The 19,432-nt window shown below is 60.9% G+C and carries 14 protein-coding genes and 2 pseudogenes; 12 read left to right on the forward strand and 4 right to left on the reverse strand.

Features of this window, described 5'->3' with window-relative positions:
• The first annotated feature begins 78 nt into the window (after nucleotides 1-78).
• Nucleotides 79-330 carry a type II toxin-antitoxin system ParD family antitoxin gene (locus tag C7477_RS05200; protein ID WP_110749706.1) on the forward strand — a complete coding sequence of 84 codons (252 nt, stop codon included), beginning with the start codon at nucleotides 79-81 and terminating at the stop codon, nucleotides 328-330.
• A 32-nt stretch (nucleotides 331-362) separates the two neighbouring features.
• A complete protein-coding gene (locus C7477_RS05205; protein WP_181418349.1) occupies nucleotides 363-701 on the forward strand; it encodes a type II toxin-antitoxin system RelE/ParE family toxin in 339 nt (112 codons plus the stop codon).
• A gap of 4 nt (nucleotides 702-705) precedes the next feature.
• On the opposite strand, the pseudogene C7477_RS05210 reads toward C7477_RS05205, so the two are convergent.
• Nucleotides 706-1,524, reverse strand: a pseudogene (locus tag C7477_RS05210) (Mrp/NBP35 family ATP-binding protein); the annotation flags it as partial.
• A 69-nt stretch (nucleotides 1,525-1,593) separates the two neighbouring features.
• Nucleotides 1,594-1,878 (reverse strand): annotated as a pseudogene (locus C7477_RS19485) (iron-sulfur cluster assembly protein); the annotation flags it as partial.
• Nucleotides 1,879-2,052: 174 nt separating this feature from the next.
• On the opposite strand from C7477_RS19485, the gene C7477_RS05215 reads away from it, so the two are divergent.
• The 8 genes from C7477_RS05215 to C7477_RS05255 all read left to right on the forward strand — a co-directional run bounded on the left by C7477_RS05215 (nucleotide 2,053) and on the right by C7477_RS05255 (nucleotide 8,290).
• Complete coding sequence (locus C7477_RS05215) at nucleotides 2,053-2,436, forward strand: hypothetical protein (protein ID WP_110749710.1); 384 nt, start codon at nucleotides 2,053-2,055, stop codon at nucleotides 2,434-2,436.
• Between the two features lie 66 nt (nucleotides 2,437-2,502).
• Nucleotides 2,503-3,021: a copper chaperone PCu(A)C gene (locus C7477_RS05220; RefSeq protein WP_110749712.1), complete on the forward strand. Its 519-nt coding sequence runs from the start codon at nucleotides 2,503-2,505 to the stop codon at nucleotides 3,019-3,021.
• Nucleotides 3,021-3,617, forward strand: a complete 597-nt coding sequence (locus C7477_RS05225; RefSeq protein WP_110749714.1) for an SCO family protein — start codon at nucleotides 3,021-3,023, stop codon at nucleotides 3,615-3,617. The genes C7477_RS05220 and C7477_RS05225 overlap by 1 nt, the downstream gene beginning before the upstream one ends.
• Before the next feature lie 314 nt (nucleotides 3,618-3,931).
• The gene (locus C7477_RS05230; protein ID WP_110749716.1) at nucleotides 3,932-4,120 is read left to right on the forward strand and encodes a hypothetical protein; all 189 of its coding nucleotides are present in this window, start codon (nucleotides 3,932-3,934) and stop codon (nucleotides 4,118-4,120) included.
• Between the two features lie 286 nt (nucleotides 4,121-4,406).
• A complete protein-coding gene (locus tag C7477_RS05240) occupies nucleotides 4,407-5,435 on the forward strand; it encodes a sulfate ABC transporter substrate-binding protein (RefSeq protein ID WP_110749720.1) in 1,029 nt (342 codons plus the stop codon).
• Between the two features lie 45 nt (nucleotides 5,436-5,480).
• Nucleotides 5,481-6,347 carry a sulfate ABC transporter permease subunit CysT gene (gene cysT, locus C7477_RS05245; protein ID WP_110749722.1) on the forward strand — a complete coding sequence of 289 codons (867 nt, stop codon included), beginning with the start codon at nucleotides 5,481-5,483 and terminating at the stop codon, nucleotides 6,345-6,347.
• Nucleotides 6,337-7,221: a sulfate ABC transporter permease subunit CysW gene (cysW, locus tag C7477_RS05250; protein WP_110749724.1), complete on the forward strand. Its 885-nt coding sequence runs from the start codon at nucleotides 6,337-6,339 to the stop codon at nucleotides 7,219-7,221. The genes cysT and cysW overlap by 11 nt, the downstream gene beginning before the upstream one ends.
• Before the next feature lie 13 nt (nucleotides 7,222-7,234).
• Complete coding sequence (locus C7477_RS05255) at nucleotides 7,235-8,290, forward strand: sulfate/molybdate ABC transporter ATP-binding protein (protein WP_110749726.1); 1,056 nt, start codon at nucleotides 7,235-7,237, stop codon at nucleotides 8,288-8,290.
• Here C7477_RS05255 and C7477_RS05260 read toward each other — a convergent pair whose 3' ends face one another.
• Both C7477_RS05260 and C7477_RS05265 read right to left on the reverse strand, forming a co-directional pair.
• Nucleotides 8,291-8,704 carry a type II toxin-antitoxin system VapC family toxin gene (locus C7477_RS05260; protein ID WP_110749728.1) on the reverse strand — a complete coding sequence of 138 codons (414 nt, stop codon included), beginning with the start codon at nucleotides 8,702-8,704 and terminating at the stop codon, nucleotides 8,291-8,293. It lies immediately after the preceding gene.
• On the reverse strand, nucleotides 8,701-8,949 hold the full coding sequence (locus tag C7477_RS05265; protein ID WP_110749731.1) for a type II toxin-antitoxin system VapB family antitoxin: 249 nt from the start codon (nucleotides 8,947-8,949) through the stop codon (nucleotides 8,701-8,703). The genes C7477_RS05260 and C7477_RS05265 overlap by 4 nt, the downstream gene beginning before the upstream one ends.
• Nucleotides 8,950-9,314: 365 nt before the next feature.
• Here C7477_RS05265 and C7477_RS05270 point away from each other — a divergent pair, with 365 nt between their 5' ends.
• Complete coding sequence (locus tag C7477_RS05270) at nucleotides 9,315-17,897, forward strand: glycoside hydrolase family 94 protein (protein WP_110749733.1); 8,583 nt, start codon at nucleotides 9,315-9,317, stop codon at nucleotides 17,895-17,897.
• Between the two features lie 102 nt (nucleotides 17,898-17,999).
• Nucleotides 18,000-19,304, forward strand: coding sequence for a nicotinate phosphoribosyltransferase (pncB, locus tag C7477_RS05275; protein WP_110749735.1), 1,305 nt, complete (start codon nucleotides 18,000-18,002; stop codon nucleotides 19,302-19,304).
• Nucleotides 19,305-19,432: the final 128 nt, after the last annotated feature.

Here is a 19,432-nt window from a genome sequence, read left to right on the forward strand (position 1 = left end):
AGCATGGGTACGCTCGATGTCAATATTTGCACAATCTGCGTTATTGTGACATCCTGCACGGAATGAGGAGATGCAACGATGAACGTATCCATTGGCGACCGCTGGGAGACTTTTGTGGCTGACATCGTGAGGGTCGGCCGTTATGGCTCGGCCAGCGAGGTGGTGCGCGAGGGCCTGCGTCTGGTCGAAGAACGGGAACAAAAGCTGAAAGCGCTCCAGGTCCTGCTCGACAAGTCCATTGCCGACGGCGGCGAGGTGTCGGCTGCCGATATTGATGCTGCTCTGGAGGCAAAGGCGGCCCAGCTGAGCAAAGAAGGTTTTAGAGCATGATCCCGAAAAGTTGCAGACTTTTCGGATAGATCATGCAGCTAAAAAACGTGCCGCAGCTTCGTATGCTGCCTTCAGCACTCACCGATCTTGTCGATATCCTCGAATACGTCACCCGCGAAAGCGGCAGCCTTGTTACAGGCCGCCGCTTTGTCGAAGAACTCCGCCAGAAATGCCGGATACTGGCAGGCCTTCCCGGCACGCTTGGCCGGGCTCGGCCAGAACTGCGCCCCGATATCCGGAGCGTGGCCTTCAAGGGCTATGTCATCTTCTTCCGCTACGCCGGCGATTATTTCGAGGTGGTCAACATCATCGCAGGACACCGCGACATCGACGGGATGTTTTCTTCAACGGAAGAACGTGACATCACGTAGCCCCTCACTCGAACACAATTGCCGGCGCCTGCCTCGTCTGCGCCGCCCGGGCCGTTTCCACGCCGTGCCAGACCTTGGCGGCAATATCGCGATAAATCTTGGCATGCGTACCGGCGGGTTCGCTAACCGTAACCGGCGTTCCGGCATCCGACATCTCGCGGATCTGCATATGCAGCGGCACTTCGCCGAGGAACGGCACGTCGAGGCGCTCCGCCTCCTTGCGCGCGCCGCCATGGCCGAAAATATCGTAGCGCGTGCCGGTATCGGGCGCGATGAAATAGCTCATGTTCTCGACGATGCCGAGCAGCGGCACATCCACCTTGCGGAACATGTTGAGCCCCTTGCGCGCGTCGATGAGCGCCAGGTCCTGCGGCGTCGAGACGATGACCGCGCCGGCGAGCGGCACCTGCTGCGCCATGGTCAGTTGCGCGTCGCCCGTGCCGGGCGGCATGTCGACCACCAGCACGTCGAGCTCGCCCCATTCCACCTCGCGCAGCATCTGCGTCAGCGCCGACATCACCATCGGCCCGCGCCAGACCATCGGCGTTTCCTCCTCGACGAGGAAGCCGATCGACATCACCTTCAGGCCATAATTCTCCATCGGCTTCATGATGCGCCCGGATGCCATTTCCGGCCGTCCCGAAATGCCGAGAAGGCGCGGCATGGAAGGCCCATAGACATCAGCATCGAGAATGCCCACCTTAAGGCCGTTCGCGCTGAGCCCCAATGCCAGATTGGCCGCCGTCGTCGATTTGCCGACGCCGCCCTTGCCCGACGCCACCGCGATGATCGCGCCGACGCCGGGAATGCCGGGCTTGGAAGGCGTTTGGGGTCGTGGCGTACGCGGCGGCGGAACCGCGCCCTTCGGCGCTCCGCGCCGCGAGACGACGCGGGGAGGGGGGGCATCGTCGCTGGTCTTGCCGCCCTTCTTTTCTGCCGTCAGCGTCACCAGCGCGCCCGCGACGCCCGGTATCTCTTTCACCACCTTTTCGGCGGCGGTGCGCAGCGGCTCCAGTTCCCGCGCGCGCTCAGACGGCACGGTGATCGAGAAGAACACCTTCCCATCGGCGATGAAAATATCCGAGACGAGGCCGAGCGTGACGATATCGCTGCCGAAATCCGGCCCTGTTATCGTCCCGAGCCGTTCAAGAACCTGTTCACGCGTTACGCCTGACATGCCATTTCACCTGTTTCATTCTTGACGCTTGAAATAATGCAGTTCGGCGCAAAGACCAATGGCGGACCTTGCGTAAAAACAACGCTGCACGCGTTTGTCGCATGTCAAAATATTCCCGCGCGGGTTATGGAATAATCGCATGAACGCGGCAAAGCGCCGAAAAATGGGAAAACCATGCGCGAAATTCTCTTGAACGGGCGAAATCTGGCGCGCTTCCTCTGCGCACTCGCGCTCGTTCTGCTTGCCTTCGCGCACAAGCCCGTCGATTTCAAATCCGGCGGATACGATCTTGCCGCCTATACCCTGCCCGATGGCACCGTCCCCGTGCTTTGCCAGCCGTCAGGCGGCGATGACCAGGGCGGTCATGATGGTCATCTTTACGGTCAGGATTGCGAGGCTTGCCGTATCGCCTCTGGCCTCGATTGCCCGGTCCCTACGAAAGCATCCGGCCCGCTTCCGGACAGCGGCGCGGTCATTGCAAGTGTTCTGGCGGCTCCAGTCATCCTGCGCGACAGCTATCCACCTTCGGCCCCGCCGCAAGCTCCACCTTTCGTCTGACCTGAACAGCACCATCCGGCCGGCGTCTCGCGCAGCCTGCTTCCCATTGATATCAGGAAAAAGACGATGAAAAAGATGACATGCGCCGCCTTCGCGGCACTCCTTCTCGCATCCACCAACCTCTCCGCGGTCGCGCAGGATCATGCGGGTCATGGCAGCCATGGCAACGCGGGACAGGCCGTGGTCAAGGCTGGACCGATTGCAATTTCAGGCGCGTTCATCCGCGCCATGGTGCCGGGGGCGAAGGTCGGCGGCGGCTATATCAAGCTTGACAATAAAGGCGGTGAAGCCGACCGGCTCGTTGCCGCAACATCGCCTGCGGCCAAGCGCGTCGAGATCCATGAGATGACCATGGAAAACGACGTCATGAAGATGCGCCAGCTCAAGGACGGCATCGATCTGCCGGCGGGCGGAACGGTGGAACTGAAGCCGGGCGGAATGCATCTGATGTTCATGGATGTGATCAAGCCATTCAAGAAAGGCGACACGGTTCCCGTCACGCTTCAGTTTCAGAAGGCCGGCACGGTGGACGTGACCTTCAAGGTCGGCGCCGCCGGTGCCTCTTCCATGGAGCACCAGCACTGATGAATATCAAACTCATCCGTTACGGGCTTTGGGCGGTGGTCGCCGCCCTCTGCCTGTTCCTCACCGCCGTTTACGGGTTCGGCACACTGAAACCCGGCAGCAGCGGGGTGGCGCAGGAACTGGGCGCTCCGTTCAGCCTGGTCGATCAGGACGGCAAGCCGATCACCGAGAAGGCGTTGGTAGGTCATCCGAGCGTGCTGTTCTTCGGTTTCACCCATTGTCCCGATGTCTGCCCGACGACGCTATACGAACTGTCAGGCTTGCTGAAAAAGCTGGGCGATGAGGGCAAGGATCTGCGCGCTTTCTTCATCACCGTCGATCCCGAACGCGACACGCCTGACATCATGAAAGCCTATACCGGCAACTTCACCGACCGCATCACTGGAATCACCGGCGATCCGGCTGAAATCGCCAAGCTGATCAAGGGCTGGAAGGTTTATGCTCGAAAGGTTCCGCTCGAGGATGGCGGCTACACCATGGACCACACCGCCTCTGTTTTTCTGCTCGATCGTGATGGCCGGTTCAAGGGCACGATCGCCTATCGCGAAAACTCAGATGCGGCGCTGGAGAAACTGAAACGGCTGGTGGCGGGGTAACCGGTCGGAGGCAGTATGATATGGGCCTCGGATTCGTTTCGGGGCCCATATATGAGGCATGTTTAAATATGACTATTTTACTCAAATAATGTTTGACATCCGCCGGAATTGGCGGCTTTATCGCCATATAACCTTTGATGCCCGGGCCTTGAACCCGTTCGATTGGAGGACCAGATGATTGGTCTCGATTCCCACCGTTTCGCTGCGACGAAATGGCCATGCGGTCCCGCATTATCGCCTCACTCCGGTCGATTTTGGCCGGATTTCGCCTTTTATACCCGAACCTGCAATCCACAGCTTGAGGAGAGACGGAAATGAATTCACGCACTGAAAAACGTCTCGGCATCGCCGCCGCAGCAGCGCTCACCGTGGCTGCCCTGATCGCGCCGGCCAGCGCTGACAGGAGTCCGCATAGCGCTGCGTCCTTGAGCGCCCATAACAGCGGCGTTGTCCAGTTCGCTTATGCCGAACAGAGTGATGGCAATAGGGCAGTAGGGCAATAAGGCAGTATGTGTATTGCCTTGCTCGCTTACGCCTAAAACATATTCCTTCTACTGCCCTACTGCCCTACTGCCCTACTGCCCTACTGCCCTACTGCCCTACTATTGGGATGCAATTTTCCGCTCCATCCCCTGAGGCGATGATATTTTTTTTATATTCCACCAAAATAGGTGGTTTATGGCATTCACGCATTCTTTCGTGATTGATAGCCTTTGCGAGCGTGATCCGGTAAAGTCGAGAGACTTGGGATACGCGCCAGAACAAGGGTTTCAGCACGGAGATAGCGCAATGGCTCGTTACAGTCTGTCCATCCCCTTCGCGGCGCTTCTCGCCGGCGTCGCGGTTTTCGGCGTCGTTCCGGGAGCGTTTGCCGACCAGACCATTCTCAACGTTTCCTATGATCCGACCCGCGAACTCTACAAGGATTACAACGCCGCCTTCGCCAGGCACTGGCAGGCGCAAGCCGGCGAGGCGGTGACGATCCGGGTCTCGCATGGCGGTTCCGGCAAGCAGGCCCGCTCCGTCATCGATGGCATCGATGCCGATGTGGTGACGCTGGCGCTCGAAAGCGACATCACCGCCATCGTCAAGCAGTCCGGCCTCATCAATGCCGATTGGCGCCAGCGCCTGCCGAACAATTCCGCGCCCTATACCTCGACCATCGTGTTCCTCACCCGCAAGGGCAATCCGAAGGGCATCAAGGATTGGGGCGATCTCATCAAGGATGGCGTCGAGGTCATCACGCCGAACCCGAAGACTTCGGGCGGCGCGCGCTGGAACTATCTGGCGGCCTGGGCCTGGGCCTCCAAGCAGTATGGCGGTGATGAAACGAAAATAAAGCAGTACATGAGCGACCTGTTCAAGCACGTGCCTGTTCTCGATACCGGCGCGCGCGGCGCGACGACCACCTTTGTCCAGCGCCAGTTGGGCGACGTGCTGCTGGCATGGGAGAACGAGGCCTATCTTTCGGTCGCGGAGTTCGGCGCCGATGCCTTCGACATCGTGGTTCCGCCGCAATCGATCCTCGCCGAGCCTCCTGTCGCCGTGGTCGACAAGAATGTCGACACGAAGGGTACGCGCAAGGTGGCGGAGGCATATTTGCAGTATCTCTATTCCGAGGAAGGGCAGCGCATCGTTGCGAAACACTTCTATCGTCCCGCCAAGCCCGAACTGGTCCCCGCTGACGAGCGCGCCAAACTTCCGGACTTGACGCTGGTGACGATCGATGATCCGATTTTCGGCGGCTGGAGCAAGGCGCAGCCCTATCACTTCGGCGATGGCGGCACGTTCGATCAGATATACAAGCCCGGCAAATAAACAGGCGCTCAGGGCAGCGGGGACGTAAGTGGGAACGATGATAAAATGACCTCCATTCCTGTCGCTTCGCGGGCAGGGTGGCAATTGAAAAGGCCGAGCATCATTCCCGGTTTCGGGCTGACGCTCGGCTTTACGCTTGCCTACCTCACGCTGATCATTCTCATCCCGCTGTCGGGCCTCGTCTGGCGCACGACATCGCTGGGCTGGTCCGGCTTCTGGGCTATCGCCACCGACTTGCGGACGCTGCGGGCGCTGGAGACAAGCTTCGGCACGTCGCTCATCGCGGCATTGATCAATGTCGTGTTCGGCGTCATCGTCGCCTGGGTGCTGGTGCGCTATCGCTTTCCCGGCCGACGGCTGGTCGATGCCATCGTCGACCTGCCCTTCGCGCTGCCCACCGCTGTTGCCGGCATCGCGCTGACGGCGCTCTATGCGCCGAATGGCTGGATCGGCAGCCTCGTCGCGCCGCTGGGCCTGCGCATTGCCTTCACCAAGCTCGGCATCGTCGTGGCGCTGGTCTTTATCGGCCTGCCCTTTGTCGTGCGCACGGTGCAGCCGGTCATGGAAGAGATCAGCCGCGAGATCGAGGAAGCGGCGGCGACGCTTGGCGCGAGCCGTTTCCAGACGATCTGGCGGGTCTTGCTGCCGGGCCTGCAGCCGGCGATCCTCACCGGTTTCGCGCTCGCCTTCGCCCGCGCCGTCGGCGAATATGGTTCCGTCATTTTCATCGCCGGCAACACGCCCTACCAGACCGAGATCGCGCCGTTGCTGATCGTGATACGTCTGGAGGAATATGATTATGCCGGCGCTACCGCCGTTGCCACAATCATGCTGATCATCGCTTTCGTGATGCTCTTCATCATCAACCTGATCCAGGCGTGGAGCCGCAGGAGGTATGGCTATGGCGCCTAATCCGGTAAAGGTGCGGCGGCGCTCGGCTAAGCCTCGCCATGCCAGCGCGGTGACGGAGAGCCCCGGCGCGCGTTATGCCCTGCTGGCGGTCGCGTTCGTCTTTCTCGTCCTGTTTCTCGTGCTCCCGCTCGTCTCGGTTTTCGTCGAGGCGTTCAGGAAGGGCGCTGGCGAATATATCGCCTCGCTCATCGAGCCGGACGCGGTCGCCGCCATTCGGCTGACATTGCTTGTCGCCGTCATCGCGGTGCCGCTCAATGTCGTCTTCGGCGTCGCAGCCGCGTGGGCGATCGCCAAGTTCGAGTTCAAGGGCAAGGCGTTCCTGACGACGCTGATCGACCTGCCATTTTCGATCTCGCCGGTCATTTCCGGCCTTGTCTTCGTCCTGCTTTTCAGCAGCCACAGCCTGCTAGGGCCTTGGTTCAAGAGCCACGGCATCGAGATCCTGTTCGCCGTTCCCGGCATCGTGCTGGCGACGATCTTCGTCACCTTCCCCTTCGTCGCGCGTGAACTGATCCCGCTGATGCAGGAGCAGGGCACCGGCGATGAGGAGGCGGCGCTGTCGCTGGGCGCGAACGGCTGGCAGGCCTTCCGCTATGTGACGCTGCCCAACATCAAATGGGGCTTGCTCTACGGCACGCTTCTCTGCAACGCCCGCGCCATGGGCGAGTTCGGCGCCGTGTCGGTGGTCTCCGGCCACATCCGCGGCCTGACCAACACCATGCCGCTGCATGTGGAAATTCTCTACAACGAATATAATTTCGTCGCCGCCTTCGCGGTGGCATCGCTGCTTGCCCTGCTTGCGCTCGTGACGCTGGTTTTGAAATCGCTTCTGGAGATGCGATACAGCGCTGAGTTGGCGGCCGATAATCACTAAGGGGACTGATTGAATGGAAGTTCGCGTTGTCGATGTGCGCAAGGAGTTCGACCGGTTTCCGGCGCTACACAATGTCTCGCTCGATATCAAATCGGGCGAGCTGATCGCTCTGCTTGGCCCTTCCGGCTCCGGCAAGACGACCCTGTTGCGCCTCATCGCCGGGCTGGAATCTCCAACGGAGGGAACGGTATTCTTCGGCGACGAGGATGCGTCGCAAAAGACCGTGCAGGAGCGCAATGTCGGCTTCGTCTTCCAGCATTATGCGCTGTTTCGGCACATGACGGTGCTCGACAATGTCGGCTTCGGCCTCAAGGTGCGCCCGGCCTCAAGCCGCCCGGCGAAGGCGGAAATTCGCCGCCGCGCGCTGGAACTGCTCGATTTCGTCCAGTTGAACGGGCTGGAAAAGCGCTATCCGGCGCAGCTTTCCGGGGGTCAGCGCCAGCGCGTCGCGCTCGCCCGCGCCATGGCCATCGAGCCCAAGGTACTCTTGCTAGATGAACCCTTCGGCGCGCTGGATGCGCAGGTGCGAAAAGAGTTGCGCCGCTGGCTGCGCGAAATCCACGACAAGACGGGCCATACCACGATCTTCGTCACCCACGACCAGGACGAAGCGCTGGAACTGGCGGATCGGGTTGTTGTCATGAGTCAGGGCCGTATCGAGCAGGTCGGTACGCCCGACGAAATCTACGACCGGCCCAACTCACCCTTCGTCTATGGCTTCATCGGCGAATCGAGCTCGCTGCCCGTCGAGGTCAAGGACGGCGCGGTGTGGAGCGCTGACGGTGACACCGGTCTGTCTGCAGAAGGCACGCCGGACGGCGAGGCGACGCTCTATTTCCGCCCGCACGATGTGGAACTCTTCGACGATAACGAAAACAATTCCTGCTCGCTCGCCGGCACGGTGGTGACAAGCCGCCGCGTCGGCGGCACACGCCGGGTAGAGCTGGAAATTGGAGACAGCCGCGCGCGCGTCGAGATAGAAGTTCCCGCCGATTATCCCGCCGCCGACAAAAGCCGCATCGCCTTCAGGCCGAAGCACTGGAAGCTGTTTCCGGGCAAGGCGGGGTAATCAACTGTTCCAGGGCGAGATGAGATCGAGGCCCGTCGTTGCGAAATCACGCAAATTGCGCGTCGCAAGACTGCCGCCATTGACACGCGCGATAGCGGCAATCATGCCGTCTGAGGTAGACATCGGACGTCCCATGCGGGCAGCATTCCCCGCGATTTCTCCATAGACCAATGCCGCCGCTTCAGTGAGGCCGAAAATGCGACCGCTGAAGCGTTGACGCCAGTCCGACAATCTTTCCTCCAGTTGTGGGGAGCGCTGATCAGGTCTAATTCTGAAAATACCGAACGTAATTTCGGCGATTACCACCGTTGGCAAGGCCAATTCCGCGTCATGCCGGGCCAGCCATGCCATAATGGCTTCATGCGGCGCCCTTTTCATGGTTTCCGATACGATGTTGGTATCGAGAAAAATCAAAGATCTATGCCATGATTGGGTTTGCGATTTTCGTTGATCAGCGCGTCGAGATCAATGTCGGTATCGATCCCCTTCGCAAGCCGCGCATAGAACTCCGCTGCAGGCTCGCGCGCGGCCTCGCGGACTTCGTAGGATTCAAGTGCCCGCTCCACGATATCGGCGATGGAACGGTTCTCCCGCTGTGCGAGTTTGCGCGCAAGCTCCCGGGCTTTCGCGCTGCGTACTGAAAGTTGTGGTTTGGCCATTGGCTAACTCCCTTCGGAGTTGAAGAGCTTCTTCCAGGGATGAATATAACCCTTCGCCATTTTGCCATCAAGATGGCAGGAGACGGCTGGCCGGCACGCGGTTGAATAAAACCGCCTTGCGGACGCCTTTCTTCTAACGCAAAATTAACGGGCTGAACTATTTGTGCGTTGCGGATGAATCGATTTAGCCGAACTCGGAATTCGCTGACGCATTTTGGCCAAAACTAGTCAGCAACCCGGATGGCTGGAGCACATCTCGGTCCGCAATAAAAGCATGACCTTATCCGAAAAGTCTGCAACTCTTCGGATAAGGTCATGCTGCTAGAAAAATGAAACTGTCTCAATTCATAAGGCTGCAAGGGCATATGCCGGCTTCGTATTCTGTATCGTTGTTCTTTTCCCGCAAGCTGGATGGCAAATTTCTTGCCGAATTGCCCATTCCCATCCGGGCGTCGTATAAAACGCCCGAAGATCTGGAGAAGCTCGCAGCTAGCGTTGCGCGGGGCGAGAATATCCGTTTGCCGGAATATGAGCCTTTCACCTTCGACCAGCGGCTGTCTGAAGATGCCCGACTGATCCTGCACGTCTACCGCACCTCCGATGTTGCTTCCCGCGCGGGTGAAACGATCACCCCGGCCGCGCAATGGCTGCTCGATAATCATTATACGGTGGACAAGAACATTCAGCAGGTGCGCCGCGATCTGCCCACGCGCTTCCTCAAGCAGTTGCCGCCTTTCCCGCCGGTCGAAAACATGCCGCGTATCTTCGCGCTGGCGTGGCTTTATGTGGCCCATACCGACAGCAATTTTTCACTGAAAACGCTGACGGCCATCGTCAATGGCTTCCAGACCGTCGAGCCCTTGCGCATCGGTGAATTGTGGGCGCTTCCTTCCGCCGTGCGCTTCGTGCTCATCGAAAACGCGCGCCGTCTGGCGCTGCGCGTCGAGCGCGCGCGCGGGATGCGCAATTTCGCCAACAAGGTGGCCGACGAGATAGCCCTTGCCCAGTCCAAGGAGCAGTTGACCCAGGTTCTGGCGCAATATGCCGACGCGGCCCGCGACAGCACCTTCGCGACGCATCTTCTCTATCGCCTGCGCAACAGCCCGAACGATGTCGGCGCCGCCGCCGACTGGCTGGAAGAAGAGCTTGAGAAACACGGCAGCGATGCCGAGGATGCCATCATACAGGAACACGCCCGCCAGTCCACCGGTGGCGTGTCGATGGGCAACGTCATCCGCAGCCTGAAGGCGATCGATGACGTCGACTGGACTTCATGGTTCGAGACTGTCAACGAGGTCGATGCCATCCTTCGCAAGAACAGCGATTTCGAGAAGCTCGATTTCCGTTCGCGCAATGCCTATCGCGTGACGGTCGAGAAGATGGCGCGCCATTCGCCGAAAAGCGAAATCGAGATCACATGGGCTGCATTGAAGCTTGCTGAAGATGGCAACCGCGCCGAAACCGCCGGCCATGAGGAAGCCAAGGGGACCGGCGCTGTCGCCTATTATCTGGCGGGCGACGGCAGGCTGGAGCTGGAGCGCGTATGCGAATACGAGCCGCCTTTGTCGTTGCGCCTTTTGCGTTCCTACCGGGGCCTCGGCCTCTGGGGCTTGGCGGCGCCGATCACGCTTTTCACACTCATCACGCTGGCGCTTGTGCATTATTGCCTCGGCGCCTTCGGCCTGTCCGCGAGCGCAGCCTTCGCTTTCACGCTTCTCGCCGTCTTCCCGGCGGTGGATGGCGCCTATGCGCTGTTCAACTCGCTGGTGCCATTGTTCGTCCAGCCGACCCGGCTTATCGGTTATGAGTTCAAGGAGGGGCTTCCGGCGGAAGCGCGCACGCTGGTCGCGGTGCCGACTCTCATCACCTCGCGCGATTCCGTTGACGAGCAGATCCGCAATCTCGAGGTCCATTACCTCACCAACCCGCGCGGCGAGATTTATTTCGCGCTGGTCAGCGATTGGGTCGATTCGAAATCCGAAATAACGGCAGCGGACATGGAGGTGCTCGAATATGCGCGCGCCGAAATAGACAAGCTGAACTATCATTATACGGGCGAGGGGCAGCCGCGCTTCTTTGTCCTGCATCGCCGCCGTCTCTACAACCCCGGCCAGGGCTGCTGGATGGGCTGGGAGCGCAAGCGCGGCAAGCTGCACGAGCTGAACCTGCTGCTGCGCGGCGATCAGGATACGAGCTTCTTCCCCGCCGATCCGCGCCTGCCCATGGACGTCAAGTTCGTCATGACGCTCGATGCCGATACGCGACTGACGCCGGAGGCGGTCACCCATCTCGCCGGCAAGCTCAGCCACCCGCTCAATCGCCCCGTCTTCGATGAAAAGACCGGCGACGTCGTACGCGGCTACGGCATTTTGCAGCCGCGCGTCACGCCGTCGCTCACCACGGGCGACGATGCCTCGTTCCTGCAGCGCGTCTTCTCGGTCAATCGCGGCATCGACCCTTATGTCTTCGCCGTTTCCGACGTTTATCAGGATCTCCTGGGCGAGGGCACCTTCACAGGCAAGGGCCTTTACGAGATCGACACCTTCGAAAAGGCGCTGGCTGGGCGCATCGAGGAAAATGCCGTCCTCAGCCACGATCTTCTTGAAGGCGGCTATGCGCGCAGCGCGCTGGTCAGCGATGTCGAAGTCGTCGAGGATTATCCGACGGGCTACAATGTCGATATCTCGCGCCACCATCGCTGGGCGCGCGGCGACTGGCAGCTTCTGCCTTATCTTTTCTCGACCGATCGCGGCGTCAATTCGGTCACCCGCTGGAAGATGGCCGACAATCTGCGCCGTTCGCTCAACCCCATCTTCTGGGTCATCGCGTCCGTCGCCGGCTGGTCTTTCCTGCCGCTTGGTGCGGCTGCTTTGTGGCAGTTCTTCCTGCTGGCGAGCATGTTCGTCGCGCCGACCTTCGGTTTGCTGAGAAACCTGCTGCCGCCCGGCATGGACTATTCGTTCAAGGGACACCTCCAGTCGCTTCTGACCGAGGTAATGCTCGGCGCGGCGGATGTAACACTGCGTACCACCTTTATCGCTAATTCAGCATACCTGATGGCCGATGCCATCGTGCGCACCATCTATCGTCTCACCATATCGCATCGCAATCTGCTGGAATGGCGAACGGCGGCTCAGGCGAAATCCTCGCCTGATACACTCGCCTATTATACGCGGCTGATGTGGCCGGCGATGGCCATTGCAATTGTCGCATTCCTCATCCCGCTCTCGGTATTGAGCAAGGCGATCCTGGTCGCGGTGCCCTTCGCCGCCGCATGGTTCTTCTCCCCCCTCATCGCCTGGCTCGTCAGCCGCTCGGCCAAGCCGCAGGACATGCTGGAGGTCCGCTCCGCCGACAAGGCCGATTTGCGCCGCTACGCCCGCCGCACCTGGCGCTTTTTCGAGACGTTCACGACGCAGGAGCACAATCATCTTCCGCCGGACAATTTCCAGGAAGATCCGTTCCCGGTCGTGGCGCCACGCACCTCGCCGACCAATATCGGCGTCTATCTTCTCTCCGTCGTCGCCGCACGGGATTTCGGCTGGATCGGCTTTGCCGACGCGCTGAGCCGCATCGATGGGACGCTCGTCACCGTCGAAAAAATGGAGAAATATCGCGGCCACCTCTATAATTGGTATGATACGACCAGCTTGAAGCCGCTGATGCCGCTTTATGTTTCCGCTGTCGATAGCGGCAATCTCGCGGGCCATCTGGTCACGCTTTCCTCCGCCTTGGAGGAATGGGCCGAGGCGCCGTCCGTCTATCTCCAGAGCGATCTCGACGGCATTCTCGACGTCAACGACATTCTGGAAGAGACGATCGGGGAAATCCCCGACGACCGGCGCGTCCTGCGTCCACTGCGCCGCCGCCTGGATGAGCGCATATCCAATTTCCGCCGTGCCGTTCGCTCGGTGAAGGAGGAGCCGGAAACCGCCTCCTTCCGCACGATCAACCTTGCCCTCTTCGCCAATGACATCGTCAAGTTGACGGACGAGTTGAACAGCGAGATCGGCACGCCGGAAAGCCTCGCCGCCAGCCAATGGGCGCGTATCCTCGTCGATACCTGCAAGGCGCATACGGATGACGCCATCGGCGAGCATGACACCGACATGCTGCGCGACCGGCTGCGCGGGCTTGCCACGCGCGCAAGGCAGCTCGCTTTCGACATGCAGTTTGATTTCCTCGAACGCAAGGAGCGTCGCCTGCTCTCGATCGGCTACCGTGTGCAGGAAAACGAGCTGGATGCGAGCTGCTACGATCTGCTCGCTTCGGAGGCGCGGCTGGCCAGCCTCTTCGCCATCGCCAAGGGCGACATTCCGGTCGACCATTGGTTCCGCCTCGGACGCCTGCTCGTTCCCGTCGGCTGGAAGGGGGCGCTGCTCTCCTGGTCCGGCTCGATGTTCGAATATCTGATGCCGCCGCTGGTGATGCTCGAGCCGCTGGGCTCGCTGCTCGACCAGACCAACAGGCTCGTGGTCAAGCGCCAGATCGAATATGCGACGTCGCGCGGCTTGCCCTGGGGCATTTCGGAAGCCGCCTACAATGCGCGCGATCCGGAGATGAATTATCAATACACCAACTTCGGCGTGCCGACGCTGGGCTTGAAGCGCGGCCTTTCCCGCAATGCGGTGATCGCACCTTATGCGAGCCTGCTCGCCGCGCAGTACCAACCGGCGGAAGCGGTGGCCAATCTGAAGCGCTTGAAGGCGCTGGGCGCGCTCGGTCCCTATGGCTTCCACGATTCGGTGGATTTCACCCCGTCGCGCGTCCGCGAAGGAGAGAAATGCGCCATCGTTCGCAATTACTATGCGCACCATAGCGGCATGTCGATCATCGCCGTTGACAACATCATTTTCGATGGCCGCATGCGCGAGCGTTTCCATAGCGATCCGGTGATCGAGGCAGCGGAGTTGCTGCTGCAGGAAAAGGCGCCGCGCGAGATCCCGATGGTTCATGCCAAGACGGAGAACCCGATGCGCGTCGATGATGGCGGTTTCGACGATGCGCCGATGCGCATCATCGACAATCCGCTGAAGGCGCCCCGCTCCACGCAGCTCATGTCGAATGGCCAATACGCCGTGATGCTTACCGCCAATGGTTCCGGCTACAGCCGCTGGAACAATCTGGCGATCACCCGCTTCAAACCGGACGCCGCCGAGGACATGCAGGGCACATTCCTGTTCCTGCGCGATGTGGAAACCGGCAATTGGTGGTCCGCTACCGGCGAGCCGACCCGCGGCATCGAGGAAGAGGCGAAGACGGTATTCACCGACGACAAGGCGGAATTCTTCAAGACATCAGGCGATATCAAGACGGTGGTCGAATGCATCGTCGCCTCCGAATCGAATGGCGAAGGCCGCCGCATCGACATCATCAACACCAGCGGGCGCGATCGCGTCATCGAGGTGACATCCTATGCCGAGTTGGTGCTTGCTCCCGATGAATCGGACAGCGCCCACCCGGCATTCTCCAAGCTGTTCGTGGAGACGGAAATCTCAGCCAACGGCACGACGGTCTACGCCACGAGGCGCAAGCGCGCGCCGTCCGATCCCGATATCCATGTCGCGCATTTCGTCGCCGATCTCTCCGGCGCCGCGCGTGAGGCAGAGGCCGAGACGGACCGGCGCGTGTTCATTGGCCGCGGCCGCACCCTGCGCAATCCGGCTGCATTCGATCCAAAGGCGCAACTGCTGGGCAGCCAGGGCTGCGTGCTCGACGCTGTCGCCTCCGTGCGCTGCCGCGTCCGCGTTCCCGCGCGCAAGAAGGTGAGCCTGGTCTTCTGGACGCTTGCCGGCGATTCGCGCGCAAGCGTGGAGGAAGCCGCAGCGCGTTATCGTCATCCCGAGTGTTTCGCGCGCGAGTTTTCCTTGTCATGGACCCGCTCGCAGGTTCGCCTCCACCATATCGGCATCGGCCCGTCGCAGGCGGCGGAGTACCAGAAGGTGGCGACTTATCTCCTCTATCCTGACCGCGCGCTGCGTCAGTCGCCGGAGGCGATCGCCAGCGGGCTGGGCAAGCAATCGGAACTCTGGCCGCTCTCGATATCGGGCGATTTCCCGATCTTTGCCTTGCGGATGGACGACGAGGCCGCGCTCGACGTGCTGCGCGATGTGTTGAAGGCACAGGAATATTGGCGCGCCAAGGGGCTTGTGGTGGATATCGTCGCCATCAACGAGCGCGCCTTCTCCTATGCGCAGGATTTCCATCGCGGCATCGAATGGGTATGCGATAATTATCGTGCCCGCGGCGCCTGGGCCGGTCCGCGCCAGCACATCTTCGCGGTGCGCCGCGACCAGATGAGCGAGGAGACCTACGACACGTTGCTGGCCTCCGCCCGTATAGTCATGCATGCGCAGAACGGCTCGCTCGCCGAGCAGCTTCGTCGCACCGAGGAGATATCCGGCGATCTCGCGGCGCGCAGCGAAAGCCTTGCCGAGATCGAAACCGTGCCTGTTGTCGCCGAGCGCTCCGCTGAAACGGCAAAGCCGCCGGTCAAGACATTGGCTGCTCCGTCGCGGGAACTTGTCCGGGAACTTGCGCTGCCGGATGGCGCAGGCCTGCAATTCTGGAACGGTTATGGCGGCTTCGACGCGGCGGGTGATTACGTTGTCCGCCTCAACGGGCAGCGTGTCACGCCGCATCCGTGGATCAACATCATCGCCAACCCGAACTTCGGCTTCCACGTTTCGGCTGAAGGCGCGGCCTTCACCTGGGCCGGCAACAGCCGTGATTTCCAGTTGACGCCCTGGGCCAATGACCCCGTATCGAACCGCCCCGGCGAAGCTATTTATATCGTGGATCTCGACACGGGTATTGCCTCTTCGCCCGTCGCCGCTGTCCTGCGAAATGAGGATGCGGCCTATGAGGCGAAGCATGGCCATGGCTATTCCAGTTTCACAACCGAACAGGATGGCCTGACGCAAACGCTCACCCACACGGTCGATCCGGACCAGCCGGTGCGGATGTCACGGCTCGTCCTGGCCAATCACGGTCGCCTGCCGAAGCGGCTGCGCGTCTATGGCTATCTGGAATGGGTGCTGGGCAATGTCCGCGCCAGGACCGCGCCGTTTATCGTACCGGCGCATGATGCCAAGCTTGGCGCGCTCTTCGCCCGAAATCCTTATCAAGTCGATCGTTCCGGCGATGTCGCCTTCTTCGCGGCATCGCGCAATCCCTCTTCCGTATCGTCGGATCGTGTCGAGTTCATCGGCAACACCGGTTCGGTCGAGCGGCCGGATACGGTCTTGCAAGGCAGGCCGCTTTCCAATGTTGTCGAGGCGGGTCGCGACCCTTGCGCCGCTCTCGCCTTTGATCTGGAGATCGCGCCGGGTTCGCAAGAAGAGATCGTGTTCTTCATCGGTTGCGCCGAAGGCGAAGCGGCGGCCCGTCAGATCATCGCTGAACAGCGACTGAAACCTTTCGGCGATACGATCGAGGCCGCGCGGGTTCTCTGGAATGACTTCCTGGGAGGACTGCAGGTCAAGACGCCGGATCCGGCCTTCGATCTCATGGTCAATCGCTGGCTGCCCTATCAGAGCCTCGCCTGCCGCATCTGGGCCCGCGCCGCCTTCTATCAGGCGAGCGGCGCCTTTGGCTTCCGCGATCAGCTGCAGGATACGCTGGCGCTGCTGGCGCTCGATCCCTCGTTGGCGCGCAATCAGCTCGTCAATGTCGCCTCGCGGCAGTTCCGCGAGGGCGATGTCCAGCATTGGTGGCTGCCTGAGACGGGCGCCGGCGTCCGCACGCTGATTTCGGACGATGTCGTCTGGCTCGGTTATGCCGCGTCCCATTATACCGAAGTGACGGGCGATACCGCCATTCTCGATGAGGAAGTGCCGTTCCTTGAAGGAAAGGCGCTCGAAGAGGGCGAGCACGACGCGTTTTACCAGCCAACGGTTTCCGAGGATAAGGTCTCGATCTACGAGCATTGCGCGCTGGCGCTTGACCTCGCCATCGCCCGCACCGGAGCCAACGGCCTGCCGCTGATTCTGGGCGGCGATTGGAACGACGGCATGAATCTCGTCGGCATCCATGGCAAGGGCGAGAGCGTCTGGCTCGGCTGGTTCCTGGTCTATACCTTGCAGCGCTTCATCCCGATTGCGGAAGCGCGGAAGGATACGAAGCGGGCGAAGGCCTGGGCAAAGCATGTGGAAAGCCTCAAGGCCGCGCTGGAAACGGCCGGCTGGGATGGTGCCTGGTATCGTCGCGGCTATTATGACGATGGCGCGCCGCTGGGCTCGAAGGAGAGCGACGAATGCCGCATCGACGCCATCGCCCAATCCTGGGCGGTGCTGTCGGGCGTCGCCGATCCGGAACATGCGGAAACGGCGATGCAGTCGCTGCGCGAGCATCTGCTGGACGAGGAGGGCGAACTGCTGCGCCTGTTCACGCCGCCCTTCGACAAGACGACGCATGATCCGGGCTACATCAAGGGTTATCCGCCCGGCATACGCGAGAATGGCGGCCAATATACCCATGGCGCGACATGGGCGATCCTTGCTTTGACCCGCCTTGGCAAAAATGACGAGGCCTATCGCTGGTTCGAGATGATCAACCCGATCCATCATGGCCGCCACCCGGACAGCTATCGCGTCGAGCCCTATGTGGTCGCCGCCGATATCTATTCGGTGGAGCCAAGGCGCGGGCAGGGCGGCTGGACCTGGTACACCGGTTCCGCCGGCTGGCTCTATCGTGTGGCGACGGAAGGCATTCTGGGCATCACCCGAAAGGCCGACCGGCTCTTCATCGACCCGGCGCTTCCCTCGCAGTGGGATGGCTGCACCGTGTCGCTGAAGGTTGGCGAGGCGACTTACCGCATCACGGTTACATCAGGCGGCAAGGCCAAGACGGTCAAGCTCGACGGCAAGAAAGTGGCGAAGTCGGAGGAAGGCATTCCGCTGAAGAAAACGGGCGACCACGAAATCGTCGTGGAGCTTCCCAAAGCTTGACCATGATGAAAATGCGGGTGAGGGTGAGCTGCCGGCACCCTCTCCCCGCACGCGGGGGAGAGGGTAAGGGTGAGGGGGCAAATCCTACGCAGGGGCATTTAGATGACCAGAACCGACATCGCGCAGCGCGTCTATAATCACACATGGAAGCTCGATCCGATCATCCGCAGCCTGCTGGATACGGATTTCTACAAACTCCTGATGCTGCAGATGATCTGGGGCCTTTACCCCAAGGTCGAGGCCACCTTCACGCTCATCAACCGCACCACATCCGTACGCCTTGCCGATGAAATCGATGAAGCTGAGTTGCGCGCCCAGCTCGATCATGCGCGCACGCTCCGTTTCACCAAGAAGGAGATGATCTGGCTGGCCGGCAACACCTTCTATGGCCGCAAGCAGATTTTCTCGCCGGAATTTCTTGCCTGGCTCGCCGATTTCCAGCTGCCGGATTATGAGCTCATCCGCCGTGATGGCCAGTACGAGCTGAATTTCCATGGGCCATGGATGCACACAACCATGTGGGAAATCCCGGCGCTCGCCATCATCAACGAGCTGCGCTCCCGCGCGGCGATGAAGTCGCTCGGCCCCTTCGCGCTCGATGTGCTCTATGCCCGCGCCAAGGCCAAGATGTGGAGCAAGGTTGAGCGTCTGCGCCAGCTTCCCGATTTGCGGATTTCGGATTTCGGCACCCGCCGCCGTCATTCCTTCCTCTGGCAGCGCTGGTGCGTCGAGGCGTTAAAGGAAGGCATCGGCGCGGCCTTCACCGGCACCAGCAACGTGCTGCTCGCCATGGATACCGATCTGGAAGCGCTGGGCACCAATGCGCACGAGTTGCCCATGGTGCTTGCCGCCATCTCGCGCAACGACAAGGAACTGCGCAGCGCGCCCTATCGTGTGCTCAAGGATTGGGAGCGCTATTACGACGGCAATCTTCTCATCGTGCTGCCCGATGCCTTCGGCACCGCCGCCTTCCTGCGCGGCGCACCGGATTGGGTGGCGGACTGGACTGGCTTTCGCCCCGATAGCGCCCCGCCCATCGAAGGCGGCGAGCGCATCATCCGCTGGTGGGAGGAAAAGGGAAAAAACCCGCGCGACAAGCTGCTGATCTTCTCCGACGCGCTCGATGTGGACACCATTGAGGAGACCTATCGCCATTTCCATGGTCGGGTGCGCATGAGCTTCGGCTGGGGCACCAATTTGACCAATGATTTCGCCGGCTGCGCGCCGACCGACATCAGCGGCCTGAACGCGATCTCGCTCGTCTGCAAGGTCAGCGAGGCCGATGGCCGCCCGGCGGTGAAGCTTTCGGACAATCCGCGCAAGGCGACGGGCGATCCCAAGGTGGTGGAGCGCTATCTCAAGATTTTCGGCAATGAGGATCGCGCGGAGCATCTTGTAAAGGTTTGATTTGAGAAGTTACCACTGCATAATTCCTTAAATCGGAATCGATTTAAGGATAAAATTATGCAGCATTTCAAAATGCTAGAGCGTCCTTTGCGCGTCCAATTGGACGCGCGGCGCTCTAGGGGGAAAGC

Origin of the sequence: Paramesorhizobium leguminum (genome assembly GCF_003217235.1) — a bacterium.
Lineage (GTDB): Bacteria > Pseudomonadota > Alphaproteobacteria > Rhizobiales > Rhizobiaceae > Paramesorhizobium > Paramesorhizobium leguminum.

Excerpts from the sequence above, each read along its gene's own strand:
- C7477_RS05200 (WP_110749706.1), top strand. The coding sequence starts at position 79 with ATGAACGTATCCATTGGCGACCGCTGGGAGACTTTTGTGGCTGACATC.
- C7477_RS05205 (WP_181418349.1), top strand. The coding sequence starts at position 363 with ATGCAGCTAAAAAACGTGCCGCAGCTTCGTATGCTGCCTTCAGCACTC.
- C7477_RS05215 (WP_110749710.1), top strand. The coding sequence starts at position 2,053 with ATGCGCGAAATTCTCTTGAACGGGCGAAATCTGGCGCGCTTCCTCTGC.
- C7477_RS05220 (WP_110749712.1), top strand. The coding sequence starts at position 2,503 with ATGAAAAAGATGACATGCGCCGCCTTCGCGGCACTCCTTCTCGCATCC.
- C7477_RS05225 (WP_110749714.1), top strand. The coding sequence starts at position 3,021 with ATGAATATCAAACTCATCCGTTACGGGCTTTGGGCGGTGGTCGCCGCC.
- C7477_RS05230 (WP_110749716.1), top strand. The coding sequence starts at position 3,932 with ATGAATTCACGCACTGAAAAACGTCTCGGCATCGCCGCCGCAGCAGCG.
- C7477_RS05240 (WP_110749720.1), top strand. The coding sequence starts at position 4,407 with ATGGCTCGTTACAGTCTGTCCATCCCCTTCGCGGCGCTTCTCGCCGGC.
- cysT (WP_110749722.1), top strand. The coding sequence starts at position 5,481 with ATGACCTCCATTCCTGTCGCTTCGCGGGCAGGGTGGCAATTGAAAAGG.
- cysW (WP_110749724.1), top strand. The coding sequence starts at position 6,337 with ATGGCGCCTAATCCGGTAAAGGTGCGGCGGCGCTCGGCTAAGCCTCGC.
- C7477_RS05255 (WP_110749726.1), top strand. The coding sequence starts at position 7,235 with ATGGAAGTTCGCGTTGTCGATGTGCGCAAGGAGTTCGACCGGTTTCCG.
- C7477_RS05265 (WP_110749731.1), bottom strand. The coding sequence starts at position 8,949 with ATGGCCAAACCACAACTTTCAGTACGCAGCGCGAAAGCCCGGGAGCTT.
- C7477_RS05270 (WP_110749733.1), top strand. The coding sequence starts at position 9,315 with ATGCCGGCTTCGTATTCTGTATCGTTGTTCTTTTCCCGCAAGCTGGAT.
- pncB (WP_110749735.1), top strand. The coding sequence starts at position 18,000 with ATGACCAGAACCGACATCGCGCAGCGCGTCTATAATCACACATGGAAG.